Origin of the sequence: Sphingobium sp. JAI105, from assembly GCF_015752145.1 — a bacterium.
GTDB classification, from domain to species: Bacteria; Pseudomonadota; Alphaproteobacteria; order Sphingomonadales; family Sphingomonadaceae; genus Sphingobium; species Sphingobium xenophagum.
On the sequence record NZ_JADOUC010000002.1, the window covers coordinates 742,501 to 768,609 of the forward strand.

The window sequence follows — 26,109 nt, forward strand, 5'->3', positions numbered from 1 at the left end:
AACCGACACAGGTGGAATGGTAGAGTATACCAAGGCGTTTGAGAGAAGTATCCTGAAGGAACTCGGCAAATTGCCTCCGTACCTTCGGAAGAAGGAGGCCCCACATATGCGCAAGCACTTGTGGGGGGCACAGGCCAGGGGGTAGCGACTGTTTAGCAAAAACACAGGGCTCTGCTAAGTCGGCTTCAAGACGACGTATAGGGCCTGACGCCTGCCCGGTGCCTGAAGGTTAAGAGGAGGAGTGCAAGCTCTGAATTGAAGCCCAGGTAAACGGCGGCCGTAACTATAACGGTCCTAAGGTAGCGAAATTCCTTGTCGGGTAAGTTCCGACCTGCACGAATGGCGTAACGACTTCCCCACTGTCTCCAGGATATGCTCAGCGAAATTGAATTCTCCGTGAAGATGCGGAGTACCCGCGGTTAGACGGAAAGACCCCGTGCACCTTTACTGCAACTTCAGAGTGGCATTAGGAAAGAGCTGTGTAGCATAGGTGGGAGGCTTTGAAACTTGGGCGCCAGCCTGAGTGGAGCCATAGGTGAAATACCACCCTGCTGTTTTCTGATGTCTAACCTCGCACCGTTATCCGGTGCAGGGACCCTCTGTGGTGGGTAGTTTGACTGGGGCGGTCGCCTCCTAAAGAGTAACGGAGGCGCGCGATGGTGGGCTCAGGACGGTTGGAAACCGTCTGTTAGAGTGCAATGGCATAAGCCCGCCTGACTGCGAGACTGACAAGTCGAGCAGAGACGAAAGTCGGTCATAGTGATCCGGTGGTCCCTCGTGGAAGGGCCATCGCTCAACGGATAAAAGGTACGCCGGGGATAACAGGCTGATGATTCCCAAGAGCTCATATCGACGGAATCGTTTGGCACCTCGATGTCGGCTCATCACATCCTGGGGCTGGAGCAGGTCCCAAGGGTTTGGCTGTTCGCCAATTAAAGTGGTACGTGAGCTGGGTTCAGAACGTCGCGAGACAGTTTGGTCCCTATCTGCCGTGGGCGTCGAAATTTGAGAGGAGTTGACCCTAGTACGAGAGGACCGGGTTGAACATACCTCTGGTGTACCTGTCGTCACGCCAGTGGCGCAGCAGGGTAGCTATGTATGGACGGGATAACCGCTGAAAGCATCTAAGCGGGAAGCCTCCCTCAAGATAAGATTTCACAGGACCGTGGAAGACCACCACGTTGATAGATCGGATGTGGAAGTGCGGTAACGCATGAAGCTAACCGATACTAATTGTCCTATTCGCGCTTAAACGGTTCATCACGAACCGCAGAGTCCCACCATCAATGACAGCTCTGGACAACAGATGCCTGACAGACATGGTCGGTTATCAAGCCAGCCAGATACAAATCTCACAAACACACGTGCACGGTATCGATTATAACCCCTTATATGCGCCTGCTTCATTGCTTGGTGACCATAGCGTCTGTGACCCACCCGATCCCATCCCGAACTCGGCCGTGAAACCAGTCTGCGCCGATGGTACTATTGCTCAAGCACTGGAAGAGTAGGGCGTCGCCAGGCATTGAAGCACGCGCATATCAGGACACAAAAACCCATTCACAGTTCATCAAAGGGCGGACCCAAAAGGTCCGCCCTTTGTCCTTTGGTGACGCGGGATGGAGCAGCCCGGTAGCTCGTCAGGCTCATAACCTGAAGGTCGTAGGTTCAAATCCTACTCCCGCAACCAATGCCAGTATAATAACTTCACCATTGCTATATGAACGCAGAACCCCGCAAGCCAATGGCTCGCGGGGCCTTTCTGTATCGCGCGAATTCATATGAAATGCGCCGGGTCCAACAGCCAGTCGAGCATGTAGCCCTCGACGCTCGCAAGCGCGTCTGGTGAGTAGGCCTTCGGTGGAGGCCGCGGATCAGGCGGCTTGGCGTTGATCGTTTGTAGCGCGCCAGTTCCAGGGAAGCAGTTCGTGCAGACAGTTCTGCGGGATGTCGGCGATGCGCGTGAGGACGTCGGCTACGCGAGCAGACGGTGCTGGTAGCTGTGCTCGCCGAACTCCGACCCTGATGCCTTTTCCGCTTCTGACGTCGAGCACGACAAGGCGCGCGGGCTCAACATTCGCGCGCTGGTCGAAAGCTGCCCGGACGATTTGTCGGGGCTACGCCATCGGGCGCTCCTGTCGACCGCCTATGGCACCCGGCTGCGCGCCTCCGAACTCGTTGCGGTGGCCGTTGCGCATATCGAGTAGGTGATTGATCCGTAAGCGCCGACGGAAGGTGGCGTTGACGCGGCCTGTCAGGCTTTCCGGCGTGTTCGCGGCGCCCATTTTTTCGCGAGCGCTTCCAGCCTTGCCTCGATCAGGGGGATATCGGGCTGGGCGTTGGGATCATGGTCTTCGCCGAGGGTATCGAGCGCTTCTTCATGATACTCATGCTGGGGGTCGCCGAGCGCTTCGAGCTTTTCGGCGTAACCCCATGGGCCGCCACAGTCCTCTGGAGGCCGCATGCCTACTGCGTCGAGGATGAGTGGATATGTCAGGTGCGGGCTGGCCGGGCTGACGCGCTCGATCTTGACGCTATGCTCCCAGGCGTCGCCAAAGTCATAGAGATATCGGAAGGTCTTGCGCCTCGTATCCGCCAGGACCTGGGCGAGAGTGGCCTTACGGGCATCGAGCGGCCCGTCGAAGCCATATTCAGGATCAGGGATGCCAAAGCCAGTCTGCCCGAAGCTCATTTCCCACAGGTGAGAGTCCGTCCACGAGAAGGCGGTCTGGATGACGGTGTGCAAGCGGTCCAGGCGGATATTGAGCGGCACCTCCAGCGTTCGGCTGACGGCCGGTGTGACATCGTCCAGCGCAATCTTCATCCGCACCACAGTGCCGTTGCTCACGCAGCCTTCTCCAGATCGTTGCTCAGCTTTGATGCCTGCCATTTCCACGGCAGGAAGTCATCGATCCGATTGATCGGATGGTTGCCGATGCGCTCAATGACGTCTGTGAACCACGCTTCAGGCTCGACGCCGTTGAGCCGGCATGTGCCGGCCAGGGAGTAAAATAACGCGGCCGCCTCTCCCCCCTTCATGGAGCCGACGAACATCCAGTTCCGGCGCCCGAGCGCGACACCGCGCAGGGCATTTTCCACCAGATTGTTGCTGATCTCAAGCCGACCGTCATCGCAGTAACGGATCATGGCCTGCCAGCGGTTAAGCGGATAGCGACACGCACGCGCCAGATTGCTGTCAGACGACAAGCCTCGGTTCTGGGTTTCGAGCCAGACGCGCAGCGCCTCCAGCTTCGGCACCGCCTTGATCTGGCGGATGCGTCGTCGCTCATCGGGTGGCGCGCTCTTGATGTCGCGCTCGATGGCGAAGAGCTCGGCGATCCGCACAACCGCCTCCGCCGCGATCGGTGACGGGCTCTTGTCCAAGATGTCGGTAAATTTCCGGCGCGCGTGGCTCTTATGTCGAGATCGACATAAGAGCCATTATCCAGAGCATGGTTTTATCTGGGGCCACGCGATGCTGATGTCCGGGATCGGCGAAAAAGCTCTGCGTGGACCTCGTGATAAAATCATAGGGACCGGAGGTACAAAAGCAGATCCGGCTTTGGCTTCCAAGGCGTGGCCTTTGCGGGTTCGATGCCAGCGTGCTTCCAAAAGTTCTGTAGCGCATCGCGCTTCATCTTCAGGTTCGTTAAGATATACCGGTTCGTGGTCGCGATGCTGGAATGACCGAGATAATCGCGGATCACGGTCACGTCGGTGCCTGACTGCAGGAGCGCGACGGCGCAGCTGTGGCGGAAAACGTGAGGAGTGATGCGGTCACGCGCCAACCTTGGCCGATCCTGGACGACTGGCGAGGCATGCTTGGTAAGGATGTACGCCGCTCCATCGCGGGTCAGCGGCTGGCCGTGTCGGTTCATAAAAACATGCTGCTGACCCGCGGCACCCGACAGGTTTTGCAGGCGCCGCAACGCGTCGGCCGTCTCGCGCCATAGCGGAACGAACCGCTCCTTGCGGCCCTTCCCATGTAGTCGGGCCTGGTGTGGCGGCGTCAGTTGAAGGTCCTGCCACAGCAGGCCGGTTGCTTCGCTCACTCTGGCGCCGCAATTATAGAGGAAAAGCAGCAGCGTGTAGTCGCGCCAGCCACTGCGGGTCCGCCGATCGGGATGGGCGATGATGGCCCGCACGTCGGTTGCTTCGAGGTAAGTTGCGGGCTTTTGCCTCGCCCGCTTCGACGGCAGCGCCAGCACCTGCGTGTAACGGAGGGCATTGTCGAGATCGTTGCGCAAGAGGTGCTTGAAGAAGCTGCGAAGCGCGGCACGGCGGCAGTTGCGCGTCGCGGTGGAGTTCGATCTTCCGCCCTCGAGATGATCGAGGAACCCAGCGACGGTGTCGGCATCGAGATCCTCCAGCACAAGCGCGGCGACCTCGCGGCTGCGATGCTGGGCAATGAATTGAAACAGCAGCTTGAGCGTGTCGCGATAGGCGCGCGTCGTATGTGGGCTCGCGCCGCGCTGACGCGGCAGATAGTTGGAGAAGAACGACTCCACCAGAGCGAACAGCATCTGAGGTCCGGCCTTACTCATCGTGGCTGCCGGGCGTGTCGCATATGTTGTTCGAAGCGCGTGCTCGCGAGTTCCAGGAGTTGCGGCGTCGCCTTCAGATAGACCTCGGTCCCAATGACGTTCTGGTGCCCGAGATAGGCCGAAAGCCAAGGGAGCTTGGCGTGAATGTCAGCACCTTCCTCCGCCCATGCCGTCAGGCGGTGAACCGCGAATGCATGCCGAAACTCATATGGACGCGCTCCGACGCGCCCTTGCGCAGGCTTGATATCGAGGCGGCGCAGGAGCTTGCGAATAGCTTCGGACGCAGCGTGGGTATGGAGTGGCGCGCCGTTGAGGCGAACGAACAGCGCTTCGGAATCCACTTGACCACGATCGTGAAGTAACCGGCATCGATCATCGACATAGAGGCGAAGCTCTGCGACAAGATCGTCGCGCATGGGGACGATCCGCGTACGCCGTTTGCTGTTGCGGATGAGCAAGGTCCCACGGTCGAGATCGACATCATCCATGGTCAGACGCACCGCCTCGCCGAGCCTGAGGCCGGTGCAGTAAAGCACGAGAATCAGCCTTCGCAGCATCGATGCCCATATGAAGCGGCCTTGGTGCGCTGACGCGGCGGCGAGAATGCAGCGGATCTCGTCGCGGCTGAAAATATAAGGAAAGAACGTCGACTCCTTCACCGGCGCAAAGGCGTGCTCGGGCACATAGCTGGTGGGATCGCGACGACGGCGATGCAGGCAAAGTTGACGAATGACCCCGAACTCATTGCCGAGCGTGACGGCCTTGCGGTCGGGCAAGCGGCCACACCAGCGGCTAATCGCTTCGGCCAGCGGAATATCGACATCGTCGCCCCACTGGTCTTCGACGAAGCGAAGGAAGCGTTCGATCTCAAACTCGCCGCGTCGATAGGGATGGCCCATGGCGCGCTTGAATGCCAGAAAGCTCGCGGCGTCGTTCCTCAACTCTTCCAGGACGACGACGGTGGTCATGTTGGCACCGGCAATGCGATCTCGCGCAGGGATGCGGTGGCGATCCGCACATAGGCCGAGACCGACTCTGGATCCCGGTGACCAAGGAGATCCGATACCACCTGGGGCCGCGTGATCTGCCCCCACCGAGTGGACCGATTGGTTTGTTAGTGCATTAAGCTCATCGCCGCCATATCCGGGTGGAGGTGGAGCGAAGCGGAACCGGAGGCCGGATATGGCGGTGTCGCCGTTTCCGGGGCCGGTGGTCGATAGCCCAGGCTGCTATGCGGGCGGACGGTGTTGTAATGCCGCCGCCAGGCTTCGATCAGCACTTTGGCCTCGGCAAGGCTGTAGAAGATCTCGCCGTTGAGCAGTTCGTCGCGAAGCGACCCGTTGAAGCTTTCGTTATAGCCATTCTCCCATGGTGAACCCGGCGTGATGTAGAGCGTCTTCACGCCGATCTGCCCCAACCATTTCTGGACGGCAGTCGCGATAAATTCGCTGCCATTATCGGACCGTATATGCGCCGGTGGCCCGCGCGAGATGAACAGGTCGGCGAGCGCTGCCAGAACATCCTCATGCTTGAGCTGCCGCGCGACGATGAGCGCCAGGCACTCCCTGCTGGCCTCGTCGATGATCGTCAAAATGCGGAACTTGCGCCCGTCATGCGTGCGCCCTTCGACGAAGTCGTAGGCCCATACATGACCTGGATATTCGGGCCGCAGGCGGATACAGGATCCGTCGTTGAGCCATAGGCGTCCGCGCTTTGGCTGGCGCAGCGGAACCTTCAGCCCCTCACGCCGCCAGATCCGCTCAACGCGTTTATGGTTCACCGTCCATCCCGCATGGCACAGCAATGCCGTCACCCGGCGGTAGCCATAGCGACCATATTGCTTCGCCAAAGCGATGATATCCTCTGTCAGTGCCTGTTCGTCATCCGCCCCGCGCGGCACCTTGCGCTGTGTCGATCGATGCTGACCCAGCACCCGGCATATCCGTCGCTCGGACACCGGAAGCTCTTGTCGCAAATGATCGATGCAGCGCCGCCGCCGCGCAGGGCTCAGAAGTTTCCCTTGGCAGCCTCCTGCAGGATCAACTTGTCCAGCGTCAGGTCCGAAATCGCCCGGCGAAGACGCTGGTTCTCTTTCTCCAAATCCTTCATCCGCCGCGCCTGGTCGGTCTTCAGCCCGCCATATTCCTTCCGCCAGCGATAATAGGTCTGCTCGCTGACCGCGATCCGCCGGCAGGCCTCCGCTGTCGAGGCCCCCTGCGCCAGCACAATCTCAACTTCACGCAGCTTGCCGATAATCTCTTCCGGCTTGTGCTTCTTGCTCGGCATTCATTTTCCCCTTCGTGGTCCAGACTATCATAGTCTCTGGGCCACTCAGCAGGGGGCAGATCAATATCCATTTTCTCTGAGCTACGACCGAACTGGACGCGCAGCAGCCGCGCGACGCGATGCTCGAGCTTTTCGATCCGCAAGGTCTGGGCTTTGACCGTGGCTTCCGCGGCCCTCCGTTCGGCCCGTTCCTGCTCCATGGCATCGGCCATCTCCAGCAGCATTTTCTGCAGGAGGACTGGGTCTGTGGGAAGGCGATCAAGGGCGAACCGCATGCCACCGATAATAGCCCAAGCCCACGGTAAATCCTACATAAAATGGCGGCTTTCCTGATCTTTTTGGCTATGCGAGCCTCGGCGTGATGACCTCGTCGTGGACGATCGCCTGCTTCCAGTTCATGCCTTCGAGCAACATCGCAAGCTGGGCTGCCGACAGCCGCAGCGCACCCTCATGGGCACGTGGCCAAACAAACTTTCCGCGCTCGAGACGCTTCGCATACACGCATAGCCCTGAGCCGTCCCAGACCAGAGCCTTCAACCTGTCGCCCCTTTTCCCGCGGAACAGGAAAACCGCCCCCGAGAAGGGATCAAGCTGAAGAATATTGCGCACCTGCGCCGACAGCCCATCAAACCCCTTGCGCATGTCGCACGGCGCCAGCGACAGATAGATTTTCGTCGAAGGCGGGAAAGCCAGGCTCAATGATCCAGCTCCCGCAAGACATCGAGCACCTGTTTCAGGGCGGCCCGATCGACCTCGCCATCAACCAACACCGTCAGGCCGCACCGCCCTCGAACCTCAATCCGCCCTGGCTGCCGAGCTTTGGCCGACGGAGAAGACGATGCCAGTTCGACAGGCACGAAGCCCGCCATCGCCCCGCGAAGCAGCTGCTTGCGCCAGGTATAAAGCTGGCCTGTTCCAACGCTGTGCCGCCGAGCCACGGCCGAGACGATCGCCCCCGGCACCGTCGTCTCCTTCAGGATCGCCAGCTTCTCCTCGTCGCTCCAGTTCCGACGCCGCTCCACCCGTACAAGCGCTCCGCCATCACCGCGACCGCTCATACGAGGCTCGTTTGACTGCTCGATGTCCATGCTCACACCTCCTCAAAGGCCGCGAGCTTTCCTATTCCGATGCCGGCAACAAGGCCGCCTTCCGTCGGCGCTTACATTGATCCAGAGGCGCGGTTGCTGCAGATTTTGCGCCACAATGGCGATCCGGACGGGGAGGGGGCGACCGCCTATCTAACCGCGGACGGTCGCGGCGATCGCGGCCTGGGCCGGAGCGGCGGGGATCACAGCAGGGCCACTATTCCGGCGGGCGCAAGTGAGGTGCGTGTTTCGGAAAATTCCGGACAGTTATTTCACTAAATCGCGGACAGGCATTTCAGTAAATACGGGACAGTGATTCCGCTAAATCCCGGACAGGGTTTGGGACAGGATCAAGGTTAGGTTTTGTGATGCGCCGCTCTGGCATTGTTGCTCCTCATCGTTGCGATGGGAGGGGTGATGCCAAGGCGGAAGCAGACGAGACGAACCGACGTGAAGGACATGCGATCGATCCTCCGGCTGACCTACGATCAGGGTTTGTCGGTACGGGCCGTGTCAGAGCGGCTGAAGCTTAGCAAGACGACGGTGTCGACCTATTTACTGCGGGCGCGCGAGGCTGGGCTGACAGGCTGGCCGTTGCCGGCCGGCTACGACGACGACGCAGCGATCGAACGGCTGGTGTTCCGCCGTGTCGGCCGCCCTCCTCAGGATCTGGGCGAGCCGGACTGGCCAGTGGTTGCGCGGGAGATCAAGCGCAAGGGCGTGACGCTGGTTTTGCTGTGGCAAGAATATCGGGCTGCCCATCCCAATGGCTATGGCTATACCTGGTTTTGCGATCGGTTCCTGTCCTTCCAGCGGCGGACCCATGTCAGCTTTCGCAATCGGTATGAGGCGGGCGCCGTCCTGCAAACCGATTATGCCGGGCAGACTGTGCCGCTGATCGATCCTGTGACGGGCGTCATCACCCAGGCACAGATCTTCGTAGCGGTGCTGGGTGCTTCATCCTTCACCTTCGCAATGGCCAGCTTGAGCCAGCAGTTGCCGGACTGGATCGACGCGCAGTGCCGGGCATTGGCCTTTGTTGGCGGCGTTCCGCGCGCGATCGTGTGCGACAATCTGAAAGCGGGCGTTGCCAAAGCGCTATGGTTCGAGCCCACGCTCAGCGCGACCTTTGCGGCGATGGCCGAGCATTACGATACGACGATCCTGCCTACCCGGAGCCGGCGGCCGCGCGACAAAGGAAAGGTCGAGGGCGCAGTGTTGATCGTGGAGCGCTGGATCCTGGCGCGGCTGCGCAATCGGCGCTTCTTCAGTCTGGCGGATCTCAATGCCGCGATCGCGGACTTGCTGGTTGATCTCAATGATCGGCCCATGCGCCATGTCGGCAAATCCCGTCGCGCAATCTTTGACGAGATCGAACGGACGGCATTGGCGGCGTTACCTACGTCGGTGTTCGAATATGCCGAGTGGAAACGCGCCAAGGTCCATCCTGATTATCATGTCGAGGTCGACAAGACCTTTTACTCCGTGCCGCACGGACTGATCGGCCGGCAGGTCGATATCCGCCTGACGCATCGAGTGGTCGAGATCTTCTACGATCATGCGCGGGTCGCCAGCCATATGCGGACATCGCAGCGCCGTGGGCACGTTACCGTGAATGAGCACATGCCCAAGGCGCATCAGCGCTATGCGAATATATCGCCAGCGAGCCTGATCGAGCGCGCCAGGAAAACCGGTCCTAACACAGCGACGTTCGTGGAAAGGCTGATGATCGACAAGCCACATCCCGAGCAGGGCTATCGCTCCGCCATGGGCGTCCTCTCGCTGGCCCGGCGCTACGAGCGCGATCGGCTTGAAGCCGCCTGCGATCGAGCGCTGGTGATCGGCGCCGTTACCTACTCATCCCTCAACGCCATCCTCAAGGCCGGGCTCGACAAGATCCAGCCGACAGCGGGGCCGCTCAAACCAACACCGGCGCACGACAACATCCGTGGCGGGTCCTATTATCAATAATGAAAGGACGATCTTGTGCTGACGCATCCTACCCTTGATCAAATGCATAGCCTGGGGCTAGCGGGCATGGCGGCCGCGTGGCGCGACATTGCCGAGCAAGACACCGCTGGCGATCTGACCCGAGACGAATGGCTCGGGCTCATGCTGGACCGCGAGATCGCCACTCGCGCCGATCGACGGCTGACTAATCGTCTTGCCAGCGCGAAACTGCGCTTTGTCGACGCCTGTGTCGAAAATATCGACTTCGGGGCGCATCGCGGACTGGATCGCCGCAATATCCTCTCGCTCGCACAGGGTGCCTGGCTCAAGGCAAATGAGAATCTCATTATCACCGGCCAAACCGGCACGGGAAAAACGTGGCTGGGATGTGCGTTCGGGCGACAGGCGGCGCGCCAGGATCACTCCGTCTTATATCTGCGCATGCCGCGCCTGTTCGAGGATCTTGCACTCGCGCGCCTCGACGGTCGCTTCCCACGCGTCGTCGACAAGCTTGCCCGCGTTCAGCTGCTCATTCTGGACGACTGGGGTACCCATAGTCTCAACGATCAGCAACGCCTTGATCTGCTCGAAATCTTCGAGGAACGGTATCGCCGCAGATCCACGCTCATCACCGCCCAGCTCCCCGTGGCGGCCTGGCACGAAATGATCGGCGAGCCCACGATCGCCGATGCTATCCTCGACCGCATCGTCCACAATGCCCATCGCATCACGCTGAAAGGAGACAGCATGCGGCGACAAAAAGCTCCGCATGGCTTGACCCAGGAAGCAAATATCGAAATCACTCAACCCTGACAGCAACCAGGCATCCACTGCCTACACCAGCTGTCCCGGATTTACTGAAGCGCTTGTCCGGGATTTAGCGAAGCAGCTGTCCGACTTTTGCGAAATACGCAAGTGAGGCGCTACAAGGCACGAGCGGCGGTTCGGGGCAGGCCGATCGATACCATCTTGGGCCAGGAAACCTGGGGTCTGCGCTGGACCCTATCCAGGCCGCCGGTGAAGGCTCGCGTGGAATATGACATCGGCAGCTTGGCGCTACACCCGGGATCGATCGGGCCGATCTTCTGGTCGATCATCCAGCGGGTCTTTGACCAAGGTGCGCTGCCCGATTTGACAGCGGAGGATATGGCTCGGCTGCTGAAGGGTATCAGCACGCACTCGACACGGATCGGGCTCAACCAGGACCTGTTTGCCAGCGGCGAGGGCTTCGCCGGCATCTTGGACGCGCTGCGCTGGAGGAGCCGGCGAATGCTGCTGGCCTACAATCGTAATCTGGCCGCTGAGCAAGGTGCAGCGGGCCGGCTCATGACGAAACTCGGTTAGGGGGCGAGAACGGATAAAGCCGGTTGCGCTGACCAGCGCAACCGGCGTGGTAATATTATCTGGCGTTCATCGTTAGCAAGTCATAGGTCGCGACCAGCTCATCGTTCTGATCCATGACGGCAGCAGCCCATCGGACTTCGCCTTGATCTTCCGTTCGCAGGGTTTTTGCCTTCACCGTCAAAATCACGCAGATCGAGTCGCCTGGCTTGACCGGCTTGGTAAAGCGTAGGCGGTCCAAGCCGGTGTTCGCGAGGACGGGTCCTTCTGCAGGGTCAACAAAAAGCCCGGCGGCAAACGACAGAATTAAGTAGCCATGTGCCACCCGCCCGCCGAAGATCGGGCTCCGCGCCGCTGCCTCCTCGTCCATGTGCGCGTAAAACTTGTCACCCGTGAACTCTGCGAATTGTTCAATATCGTTGAGCGTGATGGTGCGTGCGGCCGTTCGGAGAGTGTACCCAATTGGGAGTTCACTCATGTTTAGCCGGAAAGGGTGCGTCTCCCCTTCAGGCTGTGGCGCGCCTGGCACCCATCTACCGATCGTCGCCGCGATCTGACGTGGGCTACCCTGGATAGCGGATCGCTGCATGTAGTGTTTTATGCCGCGGACGCCACCCATCTCTTCGCCACCGCCGGCACGGCCGGGGCCCCCATGAATAAGCATCGGAAGCGGTGACCCATGTCCGGTAGATTCTCGGGCGCTGTCTCGATCGATCACTACGATACGACCATGAAAGGATCCCGTGCCGAGGATGAAGCGGCGTGTCAGTTCAGGATCGTGGCAGAAAAATGAGGTGACGAGCGATCCCTTGCCACGATTGGCCAGCGCGATAGCGTCTCCAAGTCCATTGTAAGGCATGATCGTCGATACCGGGCCGAATGCCTCCACATCGTGGACGTTCTTGGCGCCCCATGGATCATCGGATCTGAATAGCAATGGAGATACGAACGTGTCGCTGTTCGTTGCTCCGATGAGATCGACATTGTCGATACTGCCATAGACCAGTTTTGCATCTTCGGCGAGTTCGCGCGCGCGATTACGAACGTCTTGGGCTTGCGCCTTGGTCGCCAACGCGCCCATAGTCACGCCCTCAGCTTGGGGGTCGCCTACGACAATCTTTTCCAAGCGGGCCACGAGGGCTGATTGTACCGCGTCAATCAGCGGGGAAGGCACGAAGGCGCGACGGATCGCTGTGCATTTTTGCCCGGCCTTGACCGTCATCTCGCGAGCCACTTCCTTGACGAAGAGGTCGAATTCAGGGCTATCGGGGGTAGCATCCGGCCCAAGTACGGATGCGTTAAGGGAATCACGTTCGGCAATGAAACGGACACCTTCGCGAGCGATTATAGGGTGTGCCTGAAGTTTCATCGCGGTGGTTGCGGAACCTGTGAAGGACACGACGTCCTGACAGGTCAAATGATCAAGAAGATCTCCCGGCGTACCGACGATGAGCTGAAGTGCACCGCGGGGGAGAACGTCCGCCTCAATCATGATGCGTACGGCTGCTTCTGCAAGAAATGCGCCGGGAGACGCGGGTTTGATGATAGCCGGCATCCCCGAAATCAGCGTCGGTCCGAGTTTCTCAAGCATTCCCCAGATCGGGAAATTAAAGGCATTGATATGGATGGCAGCGCCTTGAAGCGAGGTGTACACGTGCTGTCCGACGAACGTTCCGCGTTTCCCAATCGGCTCCATGTCCCCATCCGCAATGATGACATCATCGGGTAGTTCACGTCGCGCTTTAGACGAGGTTGTAAATAGCGTGCCAGCGCCTCCTTCAATATCGACCCAGCCGTCTTGCCTCGTGGCACCGGTCGCCCAGTTCAGCGCGTATAGTTCTTCTTTGCGATCCATGATGGCTTGAGCGAGAGCCTTCACCATGAACGCTCGCTCATGAAACGTCTTTGCCCGAAGTGCAGGTCCGCCAACGTTGCGGGCGTGATCCAGCATCGCACGGAAATCGAGCCCCTCTGTGCCGAGTTGAGCGACGACCTCGCCTGTGATTGCAGAATGAAGCGGAACGGGTGTTCCGGTGGTTGCGACCCAAACGTCGCTAGCGTAATTTTTTAAAAGGGTGGTCATAGTCTATGTCCTAAACAAAGGGGCTCATCGGCCAGTGAACTGCGGTGTCCGCTTGGCTATAAAGGCCTCGACGCCTTCCTTGTAATCTTCACTCGCGCCCAGAGCGCGCATGGCGTCCCTTTCAAGATCAAGCTCTTCTTCCAGCGTATGCGCCCAAGATCCGCGAACAAGCCGCTTTGTTTCAGCATAACCGAGGGTTGGTCCTTGGGCGAAACGAGAGGCAAGCGCTTCGGCTTCCCCAGCCAGCTCGGCGTCATCCACGACTTTCCAGATGAGGCCCCACTCGGCAGCTTGGTCTGCCTGTATGGGTTGGCCAGTGAGCGCGAGTCCAAGCGCACGGGCCTGCCCGACGAGGCGGGGGAGTATCCATGTTCCCCCTGAGTCAGGAATGAGGCCGATATTGGCGAAAGATTGGATAAACTTGGCGGAGCGGGCCGCGATGACAATGTCGCAAGCCAACGCAATATTCGCACCGGCTCCGGCGGCAACGCCGTTTACTGCGCAAACAACGGGTTTGGGGAGGGACGTGAGGCGCCGAATGAGCGGAGCGTAATATCTCTCAACGGACTCGCCGAGATCAACTGGTGCGTCCCCGGGGGCAACAGCGCGATCTCCAAGATCCTGCCCAGCGCAAAATCCGCGACCGCTTCCAGTCAACAGTATAGCGCGGACGGAGGGGTCTTGCGCTGCCGCATCAAGTGCACTCGCAAGTTCACCATGCATCGCCACCGTGAAGCTGTTTAACCGATCCGGCCTGTGGAGCGTTATCCGCGCTACTCCGCCGTGGTGATCCACCAAAATGTTATCGAAGGCCAAACTGCCTCTCCGTGCCGTTGAATTAATAGACTGCCCGGTCAGACGGCTATTGGCAAGAGAAATTGTTGCGTATAGATATGCCCCTATGATGATGGATAACAATGCACGCGTCGCCGTGATCGGTGCTGGTACAATGGGAGCCGGGATCGCGCAGGTCGCTGCCCTATCGGGACATCGGGTGACGGTCGTCGATGCCAATGAGCGAGCGCTCCTGAATGGCAGTGCGGGCGTTACAAAAGCCCTGACGGCGTCCGTCACGCGTGGCTTGATGAATGCAGACGAAGCTGCTGCTGTAGCGAGCCGGATTATCTGGACCACTTCAATTGACGATATCGTAGATACCAAGCTCGTGATCGAAGCCATTATCGAGGATGAGAAGGCAAAGGCGGCACTCTTCGCCGCCGTGTCGGACCGTGTTGCAAATGATGCTGTCTTGGCGAGTAATACGTCTTCGCTTTCCATTGATCAGATTGCAGCGTCGGTACCTTACCCGGAGCGGTTCATTGGTCTACACTTCTTCAATCCGGCGTCTCTTATGCAGCTGGTCGAAGTGGTTCCTGGCTCGAGGACCTCACCAGAGGTGGTCGATGCTGCAATGGCGCTTATGCGTGCATGGGGGAAGCGCCCTGTGCTGGTTCGTGACGTTCCAGGGTTCATCGTCAATCGAGTTGCGCGGCCTTATTATGCTGAGGGCTTTGCAGCGTTCGAAGAAGGCATTGCCCCTGACATCATAGATCATGCGTTGACCTCCTGCGGCGGCTTTCGCATGGGGCCGCTGTCGCTGGCTGATCTGATCGGCCATGACGTCAACTATGCAGTCGCTGCCTCGGTGTTCGATGCTTACGATGGCCGCACGCGTTTTCGGTTGCAGCCGACCCAGCGTGCATTGGTCGATGCCGGCAAGCTCGGAAGAAAGTCCAGAGAGGGCGTTTATAAAGTTGGTCAACGTCCTTCGCCGGCGTTTGCGACATCAGCACCAGCGCCTTCCTCCATACGTGTGTCGGCGGCCGGCGGGACTTCGGTAAAATTGTTTCGTGAAGCTGGGCTGGTGTGCCACGATGACCCTGACCTTCCTTTTGGCATAGTCGAAGTCGATGATGTTCGGCTGGCAATGACCGATGGACGTCCTCTCGCCGTCCGTGACGATGTCGACGCTCTTGCCGACGTGTCACGCGACTTTGGCATTACGAATACGATCGTGATCACGGCGCGGGACGATAATGCTGCGTCGAAGGTTGCAGGTCTAGTTCAGGCTACTGGTCGTTCTACGCTGCTCCTTCCCGACCGCCCCGGTATGATCGTGCTCCGGACGCTCGCGCAACTCGCCAATGCCGCTGCAGATGCGGTTGAGGACGATGTTGCGGGAGTGGCCGCTATCGACGAGGCCATGACCTACGGAGCAAATCACCCCGAAGGTCCGTTGCATTGGGCAGAACGCGCCGGATTTGACCGGGTCGCGCTCGCGCTGACAAATATCGCGACAGCGTCTGGAGACAATCTCTATTTGCCTGCCAAGTGGCTAGCCCGCGCATGACAGATGATCGCGCAAGGGAAATCGCATTGGCGATGATGGCCCGTGAGGGCATTGCCAAGGCGCTGGGGATCGAACTCGAGGAAGCCCGCATTGGTTACGCCCGTATTCGCATGACCGTCCGAGCGGATATGCTCAATGGCTATGGAACTGCCCACGGAGGTATCATATTTACAATTGCGGATAGTGCATTCGCTTATGCCTGCAATTCCCGCGATGTGGCCACTGTCGCGCAGGGGGCGTCTATCTCATTTCTGGCCGGTCCCCGAGAAAACGAAATTCTTGTCGCAGAAGCTTCCGAAATTATGATTGCCGGCCGGAGCGGAAGCTATTCGGTTGTCGTCACCACGAGCGACGGCCGCGACATCGCCACCTTTCACGGGCTGTCCAGAAGTATTGGCGGCTCGGCTCTTCATCATGAGGCCTGAAAATGTTTGAAGCTTTTATTTGTGATGCCGTTCGGACCCCGATTGGACGGTACGGGGGTTCACTGGCATCCGTGCGCGCTGACGATTTGGGAGCAGTTCCGCTGGCAGCGCTTCGCGAGCGAAACGGCGGCGTGGACTGGAGCATCATTGATGATGTCATAATGGGCTGTGCTAACCAGGCCGGAGAGGACAACCGAAACGTCGCCCGGATGGCCGCTCTGCTCGCAGGACTTGGAGAAGAGGCGCCGGGGACGACGATCAATCGTCTATGCGGGTCAGGGCTGGATGCAACCGCAATGGCGGCACGAGCGATCCGCTCGGGAGACGCGGACCTGATCGTCGCGGGGGGCGTGGAAAGCATGTCGCGCGCGCCGTTCGTCATGCCCAAGGCGGAAGCTGCCTTTTCGCGCACAAATGCGGTATATGACACAACCATTGGTTGGCGTTTCGTGAACAAGGCTCTGAAGGCACGATATGGCATAGATTCAATGCCTGAAACGGCGGAAAACGTTGCTCAGCAATTCAACATCTCGCGTGAAGACCAAGATCGTTTCGCGGTCGAGAGTCAGCGTCGGGCGGCCGCCGCACAGGATAGCGGAAGGCTGGCCGCCGAGATTGTGGCCGTCGCCATCCCTCAAAAGAAGGGCGATGCGGTGCAGGTCAATCGCGATGAGCACCCACGGGTCACCGATATGGAGACTCTTCAGCGGCTCAAGCCGATCGCGCGTCCCGACGGGACAGTTACGGCTGGTAATGCTTCCGGGGTTAATGACGGGGCAGCTGCCCTGATCATCGCAAGCGAGGTTGCAATCAGGCGGCATGGCTTGACGCCGCGCGCTCGTATCCTGGGCGGAGCTGTAGCCGGTGTCGAGCCGCGCATCATGGGGATCGGACCCGCTCCAGCGACAGAAAGGCTGATGGCGCGCCTGGGTTTCTCGATTGCTAATTTCGACGTTATCGAGCTCAATGAAGCTTTTGCCAGCCAAGGCCTCGCTGTTTTGCGTCGTTTGGGCCTGCCTGACAACGCAGAGCACGTCAATCCAAATGGGGGAGCCATTGCACTGGGTCATCCGTTGGGCATGTCGGGCGCACGGTTGGCACTTACGGCAACGGAAGAATTGCATCGCCGTGGCGCCACACGAGCACTGTGCACAATGTGTATCGGCGTGGGTCAGGGGATTGCGCTCGCAATCGAACGGGTCTGACGAAATTAATTGACCGATCGGTCGGGCTATTATAAACGAGTCGGGAAACGGAGTAACGCTTATGTACACGACCGAATTCGACAAGACTGTAACGCCGTTGGCGCTTGCCGAAAGTGAGCCTGCGGAGCTGCTTGCAGCGTTTGAGGCGCGTGTCGCTGCTGACGAATTTATCGAACCGAAAGATTGGATGCCAGCAGCCTATCGCAAGACGCTCGTGAGGCAGATTTCACAGCATGCGCATAGTGAGATTGTGGGCATGCTGCCGGAAGGCAATTGGCTCACACGAGCGCCATCTCTTCGTCGAAAGCAAGTAGCGATTGCCAAGGTACAGGATGAGGCCGGTCACGGCCTATACCTCTATTGCGCGGCGGAAACGCTCGGGGTGAGTCGCGAGGAGATGATCGCAGATTTGCACTCCGGTAAGTCGAAATACAGTACAATCTTCAACTACCCCACGTTGACCTGGGCTGACATGGGGGCAATTGGATGGCTCGTGGATGGTGCCGCCATCATGAATCAGGTCCCGCTCCAGCGGACATCTTATGGTCCCTATGCGCGCGCCATGGTTCGCGTTTGCAAGGAAGAGAGCTTTCACCAGCGTCAGGGTTTCGAGATCATGATGCAGCTATCGTCGGGAACGCCTGACCAAAAAGCCATGGCGCAGGATGCACTTGATCGCTGGTGGTGGCCAGCGTTGATGATGTTCGGTCCGCCGGATGATAACTCGCCGAACACGGCGCAGTCGATGCGGTGGCGGATCAAACGTGACACCAATGACGAGCTTCGGCAGAAGTTTGTTGATACGACCGTTCCCCAAGTTGAGTATTTGGGGCTTTCCGTTCCGGATCCTGATCTTCGCTGGAATGAAGCGGAAGGGCGGTACGACTTCGGTGCGATCGACTGGGATGAATTTTATGCAGTCGTGCGCGGGGAGGGGCCTGTCGCCAAAGAACGCATGCAGGCACGCCGTAAGGCTTGGGATGAAGGGGCCTGGGTTCGCGAGGCGGCCAGCGCCTACGAAGCCAAGCAGGCACAGCGGCGCGCGGCTTAAGCGCGCGCCAGGAGGACAGAATATGAATAATGCACGGCAGGCTGGCCGCGACTGGCCACTTTGGGAAGTTTTTCTTCGATCGCGCGGGGGCTTGAGTCACAAGCACGTGGGTTCTGTTCATGCGTCCGACGGCGAAATGGCGCTGCGGCATGCGCGTGACACCTATACGCGGCGAATGGAGGGTGTGAGCTTGTGGGTGGCAAAGTCGAGCGATATAGTTGCATCCGATCCCGCGCAAGCGGGGGCCATGTTTGAACCTGCGTCCAGCAAGGTATATCGTCATCCCACCTTCTACGACATCCCAGACGTTGTGAAGCACATCTGATGCCCTCGCTTCCAACCATTCAACCCGAAGACGTCGCTATTGCTGAAGGCGCTGCGACGAAGGGCCAATTCGACGCGCTGGCGGACTCGCGCGCAGAGACCGCTCTTGTCGAATATCTGCTGCGACTTGGTGACGACAGCTTGATCCTGGGTCAACGTTTGACCGAGTGGTGCGGCCATGCGCCCTCAGTCGAAGTGGACTTAAGCTTGGCCAATCTGTCCTTGGATCTCATCGGGCAGGCCACACTCCTGCTGGAATTGGCAGGCGAGATAGAGGGACGCGGCCGGGACGCTGATGCGCTGGCTTTTCATCGTGATGTGCTCGCTTATCGGAACTGCCTGATGGTTGAGCAGCCCAATGGCGACTTTGCCCAGACTATCGCGCGGCATTTCCTCTTCACGACCTTTCAGGTAGCCTTGTACGAGCAGTTGGCGGCGTCTTCCAACGATCGGCTGGCAGCGATCGCTGCCAAGGCGATTAAGGAACTGCGCTATCATGTCGATCTGTCTGCTGATTGGGTCGTTCGTCTTGGCGATGGGACGGATGAGAGCCGGCAACGCATGATCGATGGCTTGGATTGGCATTGGCGTTTCGTGGAAGAATTGTTCCAGATGGACGATGTCGAGCAGACGCTGGCGGGCGAGAGTATTGCTGTGGACCGTGCCGCCTTGCGACCGGCGTTTGACGCAGCGGTAGAGCGCACGATGGCTGCGGCATCGCTCCCATCGCCGACTTACCCGCGGGCAGTGCTGGGCGGTCGAAAGGGACATCATAGTGAGCATCTTGGACATCTGTTGGCAATCATGCAGTATGTGCCCCGGACCTACCCTGACGCCCGCTGGTGAACACAACGATGTGTCTTTCCGCCGCAGACGAGGCGGCAATCCTCGCCGCGCTTAGCAAGGTTCCTGATCCTGAGATCCCTGTGATCTCGGTTACAGACCTTGGCATTGTGCGGGGAATCGAACGCGATCCGCCGGCCGTTGTCATTACGCCTACATATTCTGGCTGTCCCGCCACCGTTGCGATCGAATCGTCCGTAAGAGGCGCTCTGGATGCCGCTGGCTTTTCAGCGGTACAGATCAGGACTGCTCTGGCACCCGCGTGGACGACGGACTGGATCAGCGACCTGGGACGGGAGCAATTGAGAGAATATGGTATTGCGCCGCCGCCTCGGGGTGCCGCAGCGCATTCGCTTCAAGCCGAACAGAAAGTGGCGTGTCCGCGCTGCAACTCTACAGACACGCGCGAAATTAGCCGGTTTGGTTCCACGCCTTGCAAGTCGCAATGGCAATGCCGCGCTTGTCTCGAACCGTTCGACCGATTCAAGTGCCATTGAAAGGTGCCATCATGTCTACCCAGTTCCATTCCCTGCGGGTCGTCGATATCGCAGAGGAAACCAGCGACGCCATCGCGCTGACATTGAAGCCTGATGCCGAGCACGATAAGGACTTCGTGTTCAAGCCGGGGCAGCATCTGACACTGCGGGCGATGATTGATGGCGAAGACGTGCGGCGGAACTATTCGCTATTTGTTTCTCCGCAAGAGCGCCTTCTACGTGTTGCCATCAAGCGCGTCACAGGAGGCGTGTTTTCCAATTGGGCGGCCAATGACCTCAAACCGGGTGACCGTATTGACGTGATGACGCCGCGCGGTCATTTCACCTGGGACTTCGAACAGGGCCAGCGCCGTAATTATGTTGCTTTCGCTGCAGGTTCCGGGATCACTCCGGTGCTGTCGCTTTTGAAGACCGGGTTGCTTGTTGAGCCGGAAAGCCAATTCATCCTTCTTTATGGCAATCGGACGACTAACTCCGTTATGTTCCTCGAGGACATTGCGGCTTTGAAGGATCGTTATCTGGATCGTTTCCAGGTGTATCACTTCCTTGATGGCGAGGCGGACGAGATCGAACTTTTCAATGGCAGGCTTGACCAGGAGCGGGTTGCGACGGTGCTTGAGACTGTTGTTGATCCTGCCTCAGTCGATGCCGCTTTCATTTGTGGCCCAGGGCTCATGATGGATGCGGCGGAGGCCGCGTTGATAGAGGCCGGGGTAAACCCGGACATCATCCTGGTCGAGCGCTTCTCTGTCGGCAGGCCTGCGGGCGCGGACGCTGCAGCGGCGATGGAGGCAACGCGCGAAGCCGAAGGTCTGACGCTGCAAGTGGCCATCGATGGACGCCGCCGCGTCGTTCCGTTCGACGTTGCAGCGGGGAACATATTGGATAGCGCGCGCGCCGCGGGCCTCTCGGCCCCTTACGCCTGCAAGGCTGGGGTCTGCGCTACTTGCAGGGCTAAGCTGGTGTCTGGCGAGGTGAAGATGCTTGCCAACTACGGATTAAGTAAGGAGGAGGTTGCCGCAGGCTACATCCTTACATGCCAGTCGGTGCCTGTCGGCGAGGGCGTCGTGGTGGACTATGATGCCTGAAGCCGCCCTGCTGGTTGAACAGCATGATCATGTTCTCACGCTGCGTTTGAACCGGCCCGACCGGCGCAATGCGCTAGCGACGTCTCTTCTGGCCGCAATTGCCGAACAGTTGACGATGGCTGATGGCGCTGCGGAGATTCGGGCTGTCATAATCACGGGGAGTGACACGCTGTTCGCTGCTGGGGCGGATATCAACGAACTGGCTGAAGCGACAAGCGCAGATCCTATCGAAAGTCCGCGCTATCAAGCTTGGGCTGCAATTCGAGGGTTTTCCAAACCGCTTATCGGAACGGTTGAAGGATGGTGTCTGGGCGCTGGATGCGAACTTGCATTATGCTGCGATATCGTCGTCGCCGGGGCAGGCGCAAGCTTTGGTCAGCCTGAGACCAACCTTGGGATCATTCCGGGGGCGGGCGGTACGGCTACGCTCACGCGTTTAATCGGGCGTGCACGCGCAATGCATATGGTTCTGACGGGCGAGACTATCTCTGCGAACCAGGCTTTCGACGCTGGACTGATCGCTTCCGTTGTCGATCCGGGCAACGCTTATGCAACAGGGTGGGCGCTTGCGGTCAAGATTGCGGCGCGCGCACCTCTTGCGATGGCCGCTGCAAAGGCGAGTATCAAAGACGCGTCATTATTGCCCGAAGATGAGCATCTGCGCCGCGAACGTAGGCGCTTCGTGGAACTTTTGAGCTCTGATGACAAACAAGAGGGCATCGCAGCATTCAAGGAGCGCCGCGCCGCTGTGTGGCGCGGCATCTGACATGAGTGGGGATGGCCGAGTCTGGCACACAGATGCTAGAATTTGGCAGGTTGTGACAAGCAGGTGGAGAGGTTTGGCGCCAAAGATACGCCCGAGTTGAACTTTCATATGGCGCTTCCTGCCATAGCCTGTGGAGCAACCGGGATGACAAACTTTTACACGGACGAACGGACGTTCTGGCACTCGACAGGGGTCCAGTCCCTGTTTCTGCCGCTTGACCGATGGGTGCAGCCCCCAACCGGTTCGTATGGTGCTGATACTCCCGATTCAAAGCGCCGGTTGCTAAACCTTGCTCAAGTTTCCGGATTGACGGGCAAGCTCAATGTCATGAGCGCTGTACCCGTCACTACGGAAGATATGTGCCGTGTGCACACGAAAGACTATATATCGCGCTTCCGCGAGGTCAGCGCTGCAGGAGGGGGCGAAGTGGGATTGCTTGCTCCCTTCAGCATTGGCGGCTTCGAGATCGCAGCGATGTCTGCGGGATTGGCCAAGCGAGCCGTTGACGATGTGTTGAGTGGCCGCGCCCGTAATGCCTACGCTCTTTGCAGGCCGGCAGGGCATCATTGTCTTCGTGATCAGGCAATGGGTTTTTGTCTTCTAGCCAACATTCCGATCGCCATCGAAGCTGCGTTCGCAAAGAAGCAGGTGTCGCGTGTCGCAGTTGTGGATTGGGACGTTCATCACGGGAACGGGACCCAAAGCATCTATTACGATCGTAGCGATGTGCTCACCATTTCCCTCCATCAGGATGGGTGTTTCCCTCCTGGATATAGCGGCATCGAGGATCGTGGAGAGGCCCAAGGTTATGGGCATAACATCAATATTCCTCTGCCCCCGGGCAGCGGTCATGAAACCTATCTTCACGCTCTCGAGCAGATCGTCGCGCCAGCGCTACGAGCCTATCGACCCGATCTGATCGTCGTCGCAAGCGGTCTTGACGCCAGTGCTGTCGATCCGCTTGCGCGGATGATGCTGCACAGCGAAAGCTACCGGGAGATGACGAAGGTAATGATGACATTGGCCGATGAACTGAGCGATGGCCGATTGGTGGTCGTTCATGAGGGCGGTTATTCAGAAGCCTATGTGCCCTTCTGCGGCCACGCTCTTCTTGAAGCTCTCGCCGATGAAACGACCGAAGTTGTCGATCCTGAATTGGAGTTCTTTCAGCTGCAACAACCCCGGTCTCACATCCTGGAGTTCCACCGGCAGCTGATTGCGGAATATAAGGAAGCGCTCGACATCATCTAGGTGCATACCCCGGCTCCGTCCTGGAGCCGGGGCTCAAGCGCAAAGCCTATGTCGACGCGTCTGTCATGACCTGTGCATTGTTCATCAAGGCGGCCGCCAAGTTCTCGCGCAAGCTTTCCGCGATTTGCGCTGCCTTGTCGCCGCGCGCTATGATGGCCAGATAGCCTATGTCGTCGTAGCCTTCGAAGGGCACAGGCCGCGCAAACCGGTGGCGAACCGACTGGATTAAGAGCGGCTGTGACACGTCAGACACGCGCACGACGCCCTTGCAGCGCAAAAGGTCAGGCTTGTGCTGCGCCGCCGTTCGGTCAATGGCGCTGCTAAAATCTCCCCAAGCAATACGGCACTCAATGGCAACCTTGGCGGTGCTGATTGCGTGACCCTCATGTCCATCGCAACACCTTCGGGGTTGTGGAGGGGATGATTTAGCCATACCTGTTTGTTGTAACAGCGCCGCCTTCAAGCCCGCAAAATCATTTGCTCTGAGGCGCTCAGCCCACGGGGCACGTAAACCCAGGCTCTTGATCAACGCGGCATGCTTGCGATCGTCGATCAAGTCCAACTTGCTGAGATGGACGGCGTCGGCAAAGGCCAACTGGTTCCTTGCCTCAATGTTATTGGCCCATGTTGTGTCGTCATTCAGGGCATCAACGACAGTCAACACGCGCACGGGCGCAAAGGTGGATCGAGCCCAAGGGTCCGCAGCGATCTGCGCAAGCATGTTCGAGGGATCTGCAATTCCAGTTGTTTCTACGATTATTTGGTCGATGGCGGGGACAAGTCCCTTCCGACGACGCAGCACCAGGTCCCGCAGTGTATAAACGAGATCTTGCCGCATTGCGCAACATACACATCCGCCCGATAGCAGAGTCGGCTCGGGTGTAGAGGTCGTTCGCAGGGCGTCCCGATCAAATCCAATATCGCCTACCTCGTTGACGATGATCGCACTTCGATGAAAACTTTCATCCTTCAGCATTTCGTGAAGAAGAGTAGTTTTTCCGGCTCCCAGGAAGCCGGTCACGACTATGATAGGTATCATTGCACCCCCAAATTGCCATTCCGCGTTAAGCTGTGGCTGTCCGTTCTTACGCAACGCAACGTGCGGGGCATCATGGCGACCATGCCTTTGAAACGAACAGCGCTGTCGTTTAGTCCTCCTTGCCGCGGTCGAAGACAGTTCGTCCTTCAAAGACAGTTAGCAAAACCTTCGTGTCACCAATCTCGCTCGACGATATGCTGAACAAGTCTCGGTCCAGAACAATGAAATCAGCGGATTTTCCGGGACTGACAGAACCGATCTGCTCCTCCATACCTACAGCGGTCGCTCCTGCAATGGTCATCATTTTCAGGGCCGTCGCCAGGTCGACGCTTTCTTCGCCGCGCTCGACCACCCCTTGCAAGGCCGGGAAAAGGTTGGGATCGGGCGTGATGATCCAGTCAGAACCGATTGTGACGTGGGTGCCGGCCTTATGCAGTGACGCGAATTTATATCCTTTTGCCAGGCCAGCAAATTCCGGGCCCTTAAGATGCCATATGGCCGGGGACATTTCTGCAACAACGTTGTTCGCAGCGAACCGCGCTAGATCGTCTGGATGAAAAAAGGTCGTGTGAGCTACCTCGTGTGTGACACCTGGGCCATTTTGCTGACGAACCCTCTCCACGGCATTCAACGCGGCGCGCACCGAGCCTTCGCCTGCACAATGGATTTTGAGCGACAGTCCAGCGCGGTCGAAACCCGCCAATGCTTGAACAAGTTCGTCTTCAGGAATTAGAAGCGAAGATGCGTCGGCGTTACCGGTGCCGGGATCTAGGCCCGCCTCCGTGAAAAATGGCGGTAGGGGGGCTCCGTCCAGCCAGCACTTCACGAAGTTAGTCCTCACATGCTCGCTCGCATAGTCGGCGCGGTCGACTATCAGCTGATCAAGTTCCTCTGAACTGACGCCCCCGCCAAAGCCTTCTTCCTGCCACACCAGATGTGCGGCAATATGCATGTTGAGCGCGCCTTCTCTGTCCAACTGATTTAGCAACTCGAGTTCGATGTGCGAAGCGGAAGCTTCTTGAACGGAAGTTATGCCCATCTTGTGATTGACGGCTATCGCCCACTCCAGGGCGTCACGATAGGTGTCGTTGGAATAGCGCGGGATGGCACGCTGGACGGGCCATGTTGCCCGCTCGACCATGACTCCGGTCGGTTCATTCGACCCTTCACGGCGAACATATTTTCCGCCCCAGGGATCCAGCGTTGAAGCGTCGATCCCTGCAAGTTCCAGCGCCTTCGAATTCGCCAGACCATGATGGATGGTATATTCATATAGGAAGACAGGCGTGTCTGGAAATGCCGCATCCAGAAAGCTCCGGTCCAGTTTTCCAGCCTCGAAGACGTTGGGGTTAAATTCGCCTCCTACGATCCAGCCGCCTAGTTTGCCACCCAGACAGCTATCACAGCTGCACAAATCGTCGACAATCTCATCCGGTCCGGCATTTTCACGAAGACGGCATTCGCTGCGAAATTTCAACCCGCTAAATAGTAGGTGGGTGTGTGCGTCATGGATACCGGGCATGACCATTTTACCACCGAGATCGTGCAGGGTTGCGTTATGCGCCAGTGCACGAATTTCATCGTTTGACCCCACCGCGACGAAAAGTCCATCCTCGATGAGGACCGCTTCGGCCCAAGGCTGACCATTCTCCGCCGTAAATATGTGCCCGTTAATGAAGGCTCGACGGGTCTCGGTATGTTCGGTCATGGGGGCATCCTCTATCTTAGTCGATTGCATCGCGATGATGCGCGCAGCCTATAACTTGGTTGGTCGCCCCGGCTCCGCCGGCCCACTGCCGGAAACGAATGCGCACGACTTCCTTCGCCAAATCACGGGCAAGATGGAAAAAGCGGTCAGCGCTTCGTTAGCAGGGATATCTGTCACTCACCGCGGCGTCCGCCAGGGTGGAAATTAGCTGCTAGGACGGCAAAGTCTTGTCTGTGCGTGCCGTGATTTGATAGACCGTGCAAATAGCTTTGG

At 58.7% G+C, this 26,109-nt stretch carries 23 protein-coding genes, 1 tRNA gene, 2 rRNA genes and 3 pseudogenes (1 of these 29 only partly in view); 18 read left to right on the top strand and 11 right to left on the bottom strand.

Features of this window, described 5'->3' with window-relative positions; genetic code table 11:
- From IWY39_RS20850 to IWY39_RS24195, 4 genes and pseudogenes are all read left to right on the top strand, one after another.
- Window positions 1-1,252: ribosomal RNA gene (locus tag IWY39_RS20850) — 23S ribosomal RNA — on the top strand; it begins 1,546 nt to the left of the window's first position.
- Between the two features lie 157 nt (window positions 1,253-1,409).
- A 5S ribosomal RNA gene (gene rrf, locus IWY39_RS20855) occupies window positions 1,410-1,524 on the top strand.
- 89 nt (window positions 1,525-1,613) lie between these two features.
- Window positions 1,614-1,690: transfer RNA gene (locus IWY39_RS20860), tRNA-Met, on the top strand.
- Window positions 1,691-2,042: 352 nt separating this feature from the next.
- Window positions 2,043-2,204 (top strand): annotated as a pseudogene (locus IWY39_RS24195) (integrase); the annotation flags it as partial.
- 50 nt (window positions 2,205-2,254) lie between these two features.
- On the opposite strand, the gene IWY39_RS20865 reads toward IWY39_RS24195, so the two are convergent.
- The 5 genes and pseudogenes from IWY39_RS20865 to IWY39_RS20885 form a co-directional block, all read right to left on the bottom strand.
- Entirely contained in the window at window positions 2,255-2,848 is a 594-nt protein-coding gene (locus tag IWY39_RS20865; RefSeq protein ID WP_229380777.1) for a plasmid pRiA4b ORF-3 family protein, read from the bottom strand.
- Window positions 2,845-3,402: pseudogene (locus IWY39_RS20870) on the bottom strand (IS66 family transposase); the annotation flags it as partial. The gene IWY39_RS20865 and the pseudogene IWY39_RS20870, both read right to left, overlap by 4 nt.
- A 125-nt stretch (window positions 3,403-3,527) precedes the next feature.
- Window positions 3,528-4,544, bottom strand: coding sequence for a tyrosine-type recombinase/integrase (locus IWY39_RS20875; protein ID WP_145169984.1), 1,017 nt, complete (start codon window positions 4,542-4,544; stop codon window positions 3,528-3,530).
- On the bottom strand, window positions 4,541-5,512 hold the full coding sequence (locus tag IWY39_RS20880) for a tyrosine-type recombinase/integrase (RefSeq protein WP_145169986.1): 972 nt from the start codon (window positions 5,510-5,512) through the stop codon (window positions 4,541-4,543). The genes IWY39_RS20875 and IWY39_RS20880 overlap by 4 nt, the downstream gene beginning before the upstream one ends.
- Before the next feature lie 146 nt (window positions 5,513-5,658).
- Window positions 5,659-6,830, bottom strand: a protein-coding gene (locus IWY39_RS20885; RefSeq protein ID WP_107124077.1) for an IS3 family transposase whose coding sequence is annotated in 2 segments (ribosomal slippage) — window positions 5,659-6,566 and window positions 6,566-6,830 — 1,173 coding nt in all. Because the reading frame shifts where the segments join, the coding sequence is not laid out codon by codon here.
- Between the two features lie 119 nt (window positions 6,831-6,949).
- Between IWY39_RS20885 and IWY39_RS20890 the strand changes: the two genes are divergently transcribed.
- Complete coding sequence (locus tag IWY39_RS20890) at window positions 6,950-7,135, top strand: hypothetical protein (protein ID WP_107126049.1); 186 nt, start codon at window positions 6,950-6,952, stop codon at window positions 7,133-7,135.
- A 37-nt stretch (window positions 7,136-7,172) separates the two neighbouring features.
- On the opposite strand, the gene tnpB is transcribed toward IWY39_RS20890, so the two are convergent.
- Complete coding sequence (gene tnpB / locus IWY39_RS20895; protein ID WP_409994392.1) at window positions 7,173-7,529, bottom strand: IS66 family insertion sequence element accessory protein TnpB; 357 nt, start codon at window positions 7,527-7,529, stop codon at window positions 7,173-7,175.
- Window positions 7,526-7,918 carry an IS66-like element accessory protein TnpA gene (tnpA, locus tag IWY39_RS20900; protein WP_107126048.1) on the bottom strand — a complete coding sequence of 131 codons (393 nt, stop codon included), beginning with the start codon at window positions 7,916-7,918 and terminating at the stop codon, window positions 7,526-7,528. Before tnpA ends, tnpB begins: the two co-directional genes overlap by 4 nt.
- A 414-nt stretch (window positions 7,919-8,332) precedes the next feature.
- On the opposite strand from tnpA, the gene istA reads away from it, so the two are divergent.
- The 3 genes and pseudogenes from istA to IWY39_RS20915 form a co-directional block, all read left to right on the top strand.
- Window positions 8,333-9,886 (top strand): IS21 family transposase, encoded by a 1,554-nt coding sequence (gene istA / locus IWY39_RS20905; protein ID WP_107126060.1) that lies wholly within the window; start codon window positions 8,333-8,335, stop codon window positions 9,884-9,886.
- A gap of 42 nt (window positions 9,887-9,928) precedes the next feature.
- A complete protein-coding gene (gene istB, locus IWY39_RS20910; RefSeq protein ID WP_231377638.1) occupies window positions 9,929-10,678 on the top strand; it encodes an IS21-like element helper ATPase IstB in 750 nt (249 codons plus the stop codon).
- 90 nt (window positions 10,679-10,768) lie between these two features.
- Window positions 10,769-11,209: pseudogene (locus IWY39_RS20915) on the top strand (integrase); the annotation flags it as partial.
- Between the two features lie 55 nt (window positions 11,210-11,264).
- On the opposite strand, the gene paaZ reads toward IWY39_RS20915, so the two are convergent.
- Both paaZ and paaG read right to left on the bottom strand, forming a co-directional pair.
- On the bottom strand, window positions 11,265-13,289 hold the full coding sequence (gene paaZ / locus IWY39_RS20920; protein WP_107126130.1) for a phenylacetic acid degradation bifunctional protein PaaZ: 2,025 nt from the start codon (window positions 13,287-13,289) through the stop codon (window positions 11,265-11,267).
- Window positions 13,290-13,313: 24 nt separating this feature from the next.
- A complete protein-coding gene (gene paaG, locus IWY39_RS20925) occupies window positions 13,314-14,105 on the bottom strand; it encodes a 2-(1,2-epoxy-1,2-dihydrophenyl)acetyl-CoA isomerase PaaG (RefSeq protein WP_107126131.1) in 792 nt (263 codons plus the stop codon).
- A gap of 85 nt (window positions 14,106-14,190) precedes the next feature.
- On the opposite strand from paaG, the gene IWY39_RS20930 reads away from it, so the two are divergent.
- From IWY39_RS20930 to IWY39_RS20975, 10 genes are all read left to right on the top strand, one after another.
- Complete coding sequence (locus tag IWY39_RS20930) at window positions 14,191-15,639, top strand: FAD-dependent oxidoreductase (RefSeq protein WP_107126132.1); 1,449 nt, start codon at window positions 14,191-14,193, stop codon at window positions 15,637-15,639.
- Complete coding sequence (paaI, locus tag IWY39_RS20935) at window positions 15,636-16,064, top strand: hydroxyphenylacetyl-CoA thioesterase PaaI (RefSeq protein ID WP_107126133.1); 429 nt, start codon at window positions 15,636-15,638, stop codon at window positions 16,062-16,064. The genes IWY39_RS20930 and paaI overlap by 4 nt, the downstream gene beginning before the upstream one ends.
- 2 nt (window positions 16,065-16,066) lie before the next feature.
- Entirely contained in the window at window positions 16,067-17,269 is a 1,203-nt protein-coding gene (pcaF, locus tag IWY39_RS20940; protein ID WP_107126134.1) for a 3-oxoadipyl-CoA thiolase, read from the top strand.
- 61 nt (window positions 17,270-17,330) lie between these two features.
- Complete coding sequence (gene paaA, locus IWY39_RS20945; protein ID WP_107126135.1) at window positions 17,331-18,320, top strand: 1,2-phenylacetyl-CoA epoxidase subunit PaaA; 990 nt, start codon at window positions 17,331-17,333, stop codon at window positions 18,318-18,320.
- A gap of 22 nt (window positions 18,321-18,342) precedes the next feature.
- The gene (paaB, locus tag IWY39_RS20950; RefSeq protein WP_107126136.1) at window positions 18,343-18,645 is read left to right on the top strand and encodes a 1,2-phenylacetyl-CoA epoxidase subunit PaaB; all 303 of its coding nucleotides are present in this window, start codon (window positions 18,343-18,345) and stop codon (window positions 18,643-18,645) included.
- Complete coding sequence (gene paaC / locus IWY39_RS20955; RefSeq protein ID WP_107126137.1) at window positions 18,645-19,490, top strand: 1,2-phenylacetyl-CoA epoxidase subunit PaaC; 846 nt, start codon at window positions 18,645-18,647, stop codon at window positions 19,488-19,490. The genes paaB and paaC overlap by 1 nt, the downstream gene beginning before the upstream one ends.
- An 8-nt stretch (window positions 19,491-19,498) precedes the next feature.
- Window positions 19,499-19,984 (top strand): 1,2-phenylacetyl-CoA epoxidase subunit PaaD, encoded by a 486-nt coding sequence (paaD, locus tag IWY39_RS20960; RefSeq protein ID WP_107126164.1) that lies wholly within the window; start codon window positions 19,499-19,501, stop codon window positions 19,982-19,984.
- Window positions 19,985-19,995: 11 nt separating this feature from the next.
- Window positions 19,996-21,072 (top strand): 2Fe-2S iron-sulfur cluster-binding protein, encoded by a 1,077-nt coding sequence (locus tag IWY39_RS20965; RefSeq protein WP_107126138.1) that lies wholly within the window; start codon window positions 19,996-19,998, stop codon window positions 21,070-21,072.
- On the top strand, window positions 21,062-21,838 hold the full coding sequence (locus IWY39_RS20970) for an enoyl-CoA hydratase-related protein (RefSeq protein WP_229380772.1): 777 nt from the start codon (window positions 21,062-21,064) through the stop codon (window positions 21,836-21,838). Before IWY39_RS20965 ends, IWY39_RS20970 begins: the two co-directional genes overlap by 11 nt.
- A 144-nt stretch (window positions 21,839-21,982) precedes the next feature.
- The gene (locus IWY39_RS20975) at window positions 21,983-23,089 is read left to right on the top strand and encodes a class II histone deacetylase (protein ID WP_107126139.1); all 1,107 of its coding nucleotides are present in this window, start codon (window positions 21,983-21,985) and stop codon (window positions 23,087-23,089) included.
- A gap of 46 nt (window positions 23,090-23,135) precedes the next feature.
- Here IWY39_RS20975 and IWY39_RS20980 read toward each other — a convergent pair whose 3' ends face one another.
- Together IWY39_RS20980 and IWY39_RS20985 are read right to left on the bottom strand one after the other, a co-directional pair.
- Window positions 23,136-24,110 (bottom strand): CobW family GTP-binding protein, encoded by a 975-nt coding sequence (locus IWY39_RS20980; protein ID WP_196871700.1) that lies wholly within the window; start codon window positions 24,108-24,110, stop codon window positions 23,136-23,138.
- Window positions 24,111-24,237: 127 nt separating this feature from the next.
- Window positions 24,238-25,836: an amidohydrolase gene (locus tag IWY39_RS20985; protein ID WP_107126141.1), complete on the bottom strand. Its 1,599-nt coding sequence runs from the start codon at window positions 25,834-25,836 to the stop codon at window positions 24,238-24,240.
- Between the last annotated feature and the right edge of the window lie 273 nt (window positions 25,837-26,109).